The organism is Mycobacterium sp. (assembly GCF_036490025.1).
Classification (GTDB): Bacteria; Actinomycetota; Actinomycetes; order Mycobacteriales; family Mycobacteriaceae; genus Mycobacterium.
Genome location: NZ_DASXEP010000164.1, coordinates 1 through 4,720 on the forward strand (window position 1 = coordinate 1; position 4,720 = coordinate 4,720).

At 68.9% G+C, this 4,720-nt stretch carries 5 protein-coding genes; 1 reads left to right on the forward strand and 4 read right to left on the reverse strand.

Going from position 1 to position 4,720, the window contains the following annotated elements:
• The 4 genes from VGG53_RS18515 to VGG53_RS18530 all read right to left on the reverse strand — a co-directional run.
• A partial coding sequence (locus VGG53_RS18515; protein WP_331519544.1) for a DJ-1/PfpI family protein occupies positions 1-631 on the reverse strand: 631 nt, incomplete at its 3' end.
• Positions 628-1,590 (reverse strand): GlxA family transcriptional regulator, encoded by a 963-nt coding sequence (locus VGG53_RS18520; RefSeq protein WP_331519545.1) that lies wholly within the window; start codon positions 1,588-1,590, stop codon positions 628-630. The genes VGG53_RS18515 and VGG53_RS18520, both read right to left, overlap by 4 nt.
• Before the next feature lie 54 nt (positions 1,591-1,644).
• The gene (locus VGG53_RS18525) at positions 1,645-2,595 is read right to left on the reverse strand and encodes an o-succinylbenzoate synthase (protein WP_331519546.1); all 951 of its coding nucleotides are present in this window, start codon (positions 2,593-2,595) and stop codon (positions 1,645-1,647) included.
• On the reverse strand, positions 2,592-4,196 hold the full coding sequence (locus VGG53_RS18530; RefSeq protein ID WP_331519548.1) for an amidohydrolase: 1,605 nt from the start codon (positions 4,194-4,196) through the stop codon (positions 2,592-2,594). The genes VGG53_RS18525 and VGG53_RS18530 overlap by 4 nt, the downstream gene beginning before the upstream one ends.
• 151 nt (positions 4,197-4,347) lie before the next feature.
• Here VGG53_RS18530 and VGG53_RS18535 point away from each other — a divergent pair.
• Positions 4,348-4,720: AMP-binding protein (locus VGG53_RS18535; RefSeq protein WP_414688996.1), on the forward strand; the 373-nt coding region annotated here is incomplete at its 3' end.

Genomic DNA, 4,720 nt, shown 5'->3' on the forward strand with positions numbered 1-4,720 from the left:
CGCGGGCCATCAGCGCGGTGGCAACCGCCTTGGTCTTCGCCGACGCCTTGGACATATGGCCACTGTCGAACGGCGGCTGTGGGTCGTACTCCATCGAGAGCTGGATGACCTTCGCGCGTTCCTCACCGCCGATCTGGCCGGCCAGCCAGAGCGCCAGGTCGATGCCCGCCGACACCCCCGCACTGGTGACGATCTGTCCTTCGTGCACCACCCGCTCATCGCCAACAGGCTTGGCGCCCAATGCTTTCAGCATGCTCAGGGCCGCCCAGTGCGATGTGGCGCGTTTACCGTCGAGCAGCCCCGCGGCCGCGAGGACTACCGAACCCGAGCACACCGACGTCGTCCAGGTTGCGGTCTTGCTCGCCGAACGCACCCAATCCAGCAGCACCTCGTCGCGGGCGTGTTCGATGGTGGTCATCCCGCCCGGCACCAAAATGACATCCGGCCTTGGGGTTTCGGCGAACGAGTGTGTTGCCCCGATGATCAGGACGCCGGAGTCGGCGGTGATCGGCCCCGGTTCGTGCCACACGAAGCGGACCTCAGTGTCGGGCAGCCAGCGCAGCACTTCGTAGGGTCCGATGAAATCCAGTGCGGTGAAACCTGGATAGACGACGATCGCGATCTGGGTCATGCGAATGCCTTTCGGTATTGGTCGGGCGAGACGCCGACTCGTCGAATGAAGTTGCGGCGCATCGTTTCTGCGGTGCCGAATCCGCACCGCGTCGCGATCGTCATCACGGTATCGTCGGTCTGCTCCAGTTGGCGACGCGCCGCCTCGGTGCGGACCCGTTCGACGTAGGCCCCGGGCGCCTCGCCGACTTCGTCGGTGAACACCCGGGTGAAGTGTCGTGGGCTCATCGCCGCGAGCCGGGCCAGCTCGGTGATGCTGTGCGCGCCACCGGGTTCGGACTCGACGGCGTCCTGGACGGCACGGATCGGCTCGCGTCTGGCCCGGGTCACCCATACCGGCGCGGCGAACTGCGTCTGGCCGCCGGGCCGGCGCAGGTGCATCACCAGATGTCGGGCCACCGTTTGAGCCACCTCGGTCCCGTGATCGTCTTCGACCAGCGCCAGCGCTAAGTCGATGCCCGCGCAGACACCGGCGGCAGTCCACACCGTCGGCGAGCTACGCACGAAGATCGGGTCGGGATCGACATCGATGGTCGGGAATTCCCGCGCCAGGTCGTCGGCATGCGCCCAGTGGGTAGTCGCCCGGCAACCGTCGAGCAGCCCCGCCTGAGCCGCCAAAAAGGCTCCGGTGCACACGGTGACGACCCGGCGGGCCCGCGGCGCCGCGGCGATGATCCAGTCGACCAGCCGGGGATCACGCTTGTCCGGGCGGGTGCCCTGACCACCCGGCAACACCAGGGTGTCGACGGGCTCAGGCGGGTTGGGTAGTCGGGCGGTGCCGAAAGTCAGACCGGTCCCGGTGGCCACCGGCTGCCCGTCGAGGGATGCCAGCTCCGGCTGGTAGCCCTCCTTGCCCCGGGCCGCCAGCGCCACCGACGCGCCCGCGAACACATCGAATGGCCCCACCAGGTCGAGCGCCTGCACGCCCGGAAAGCCGACGATCAGCACTTTTCGCGTCATACCGCCAGTGTTGGCGATAGCACCCCATGTCGTCTACGCCATGTACCCCACAAATCAGGACAGCAGCGGATAGCAGGCCGTGATCCGGTCGATCCACCACTGTCGGCGCTGCGGCGACGCGGCCAGCGCCTGCAGCCGCGCCGGGTCCGGGGTGACGGGCCCGACCGGCAGATAGCCGTCGACGGGGGCGACCGGCTCGGCGACGTCCTCGACGAACAGCCGGCCGGTGCCCAGCCCGCAGGCATGGTCGAGATTCGGCAGGGCCGCGGCAGTGGCCAACCCGACCGCGATGCCCACCGCCGAGTCCAGCGCACTGGAGACCACGACGGGGATGTCGATCTGCGCGGCGATCTTCAGCATCGCCGAAATGCCACCCAGCGGAGCAACTTTCAGCACTGCGATGTCGGCGGCGCCGGCGCGGACGACGGCCAGCGGATCACCGGCTTTGCGGATGCTTTCGTCGGCGGCGACCGGCACGTCGACCCGCCGGCGCAACTGGGCGAGTTCCTCGACGGTGGCGCAGGGCTGCTCGAGGTATTCCAGCGGTGCGAGGGCGGCGGCGGCCGCGGCGGCTTGGTCGATGGTCCAGGCGCCGTTGGCGTCGACCCGCACGATGGGCACCAGGGCGCGGACTGCGTCGACCCGGGCCACGTCGTCGTCGAGGGTCTGACCAGGCTCGGCAACCTTCACCTTGGCGGTACGCGCGCCCGGGAAGCGGGCCAGTATTTCGGGCACCTGGGCGGCGTCGACCGCGGGCACGGTGGCGTTGACGTCGATGCGGTCGCGTCGCGCCGGGGGCGGAATCCGGTAGGCCGAGTCCACAGCGGCGGCCAGCCAGGGCGCCGCCTCGGCGTCGCCGTATTCCGGGAAGGCGCCGAATTCGCCCCAACCGGCCGGGCCGTCGATCAGCACCAGCTCTCGGGTGGTGATGCCGCGGAAGCGGACCCGCATCGGCAAGGCCACCACGTGCACCCGGTCCAGGACGTCGTCAAGGGCAGGGGTCACGAGGCGTAGACCTGACGACCGGCCAGGAACGTCGAACGCACCTCCAGGTCGGCGATCTCCTCGGGCGGCACCGAGCGCGGATCCGCCGACAGCACAACCAGATCGGCGTATTTGCCGACTTCCAGCGAGCCGATGATGTCGTCGGAGAACAACTGCCAGGCCGCGTCGATGGTCTGGGCCCGAATCGCCTGCTCGACGGTCAGCCGCTCCTCGGGACCGAGCACCCGACCGCTGGGCGCTTTTCGCGTCATGGCCACGCTGATGTTGCGCAGCGGTTCCTCGGGCGTCACCGGCGGATCGTTGTGCAGCGAAATCCGCATGCCGGTGGCCACCGCGGAACCTGCTGGCATCCAACGGGATCCGCGCTCGGGGCCGAACAGCCCGTCGACGATGACGTCCCCCCAGTAGTGGATCTGGTCGACGAAAATGCTGCAGGTGACGCCGAGCTCGGCGGCCCGCCACAGTTGCTCGTCCCGGATCGCGCCGACGTGCTCGAGGCGCAGCCGGTGATCGTCGCGTGGGTTGCGTTGCAGCGCTTGCTCGTACACGTCGAGGATGGTGTCCACCCCGGCGTCGCCCTGCACGTGGCACGCCATCGGCCAGCCCAGCGGGAAGTAGGCCCCGACGATCTCGGTCAGCTGTTCGGCGGTGTAGTTTGCGTGACCGCAGGACCCGGGCGTGACGCCGATGGTGCGGGTGGCCGGGGTGTCCAGATACGGGAAGGACAGGGCAATGTTGCCGATCCATGGCGAGCCGTCCACCCAGATCTTGATGCCGACCTGGCGCACCACGTCGTCGCCCTGCCCGGGTGTGGCGGTGGTCGACATCTGCGGATTGGACATCTCATAGGTCCGCAGCCTGACGGTGAGTTGGCCGCGCAGGCCATCGACCAGTGGCCGGAGCGCCGGATCGAACGCCATCTCCGAGCAGGTGGTCAGCCCGGCCCGATTGAGCCGGGCGCACTCGGCAAGCAACATCGCCGGGTAATCGCTGGGCGCGATGGCGCCGTTGAGGAGCGGGAACACCGCGCCGGTTTCTTCGGCGGTGCCGTCGAGTTCGCCGTCCGCGTCGCGGCCGTACTTGGCGCCCTTGGGGTCGGCGGTGTCGCGGTTGAGGCCGGCGCGCTGGGCGGCGCGCGAGTTGAAGAAGGCCTTGTGTCCGGAGTTGTGGATGATCACCAGCGGATCATCCGGCGCGATCTCGTCCAGCCAGCTCAGCGTCGGCTCCGGCAACCCGTTCTGCAGCAGCGGGTCCCAGCCGTTCAGGTAGGCGCCGTCGGGCCCGCGGCGTGCCACCTCGCGGCGAACGGCCTGGACGACCTGGTCGGCGTCGCGCATCGTGACCGGCCGAATGTCCACTAGGCGGTCGGACAGCGCGATCGCCTCCATCAGCGGATGGCCATGTGCCTCAATCAATCCCGGCATCACGCAGCCGTCACCGATATCGACGGTTTGGGTGTTCGGGCCGACGAAATCGGCCACCTCGGACCGGTCACCCACCGCGACGATCCGGCCGTCGGCTACCGCCAGCGCCTCGGCGGTGGGCCTGGTGTCGTCGACGGTCAGCACAGTGCCGGTGATGACGAGGTCTGCAGCTGCCATGGGCGGAAAGCCTAGTGGCGATCGCGAGGGCGGCGGAGCCGTACGATGCGGGTCGCCACCGGTCAGCTGAGAATCGTCGAGGCGGCGGAGGGGGTAGCAGACACAAATTGCAACACGTTCTAGTGTGGCCCTATGACGCGCGCCGGCGACGATGCAGAGCGAAGCGATGAGGAGGAGCGGTGCCATGAGTGACGAGCTGCTGCGCAACCCGACCCATAACGGCCACTTGTTCGTGGGCGCGCTCAAGCGCCACAAGGACAGGCCGGTGCTGTTCCTCGGCGACACCACGCTGACCGGCGGTCAGCTTGCCGAACGCGTCAGCCAGTACATCCAGGCTTTCGAAGCGCTGGGCGCCGGCAGCGGCGTCACGGTCGGCATGCTGGCACTCAACCGGCCCGAGGTCCTGATGATTCTCGGCGCCAGCCAGACCCAGGGATACCGGCGCACCGCCCTGCACCCACTCGGTTCGCTGGACGACCACGCCTACGTGCTCTCCGATGCCGGTGCCACGGCGCTGATCATCG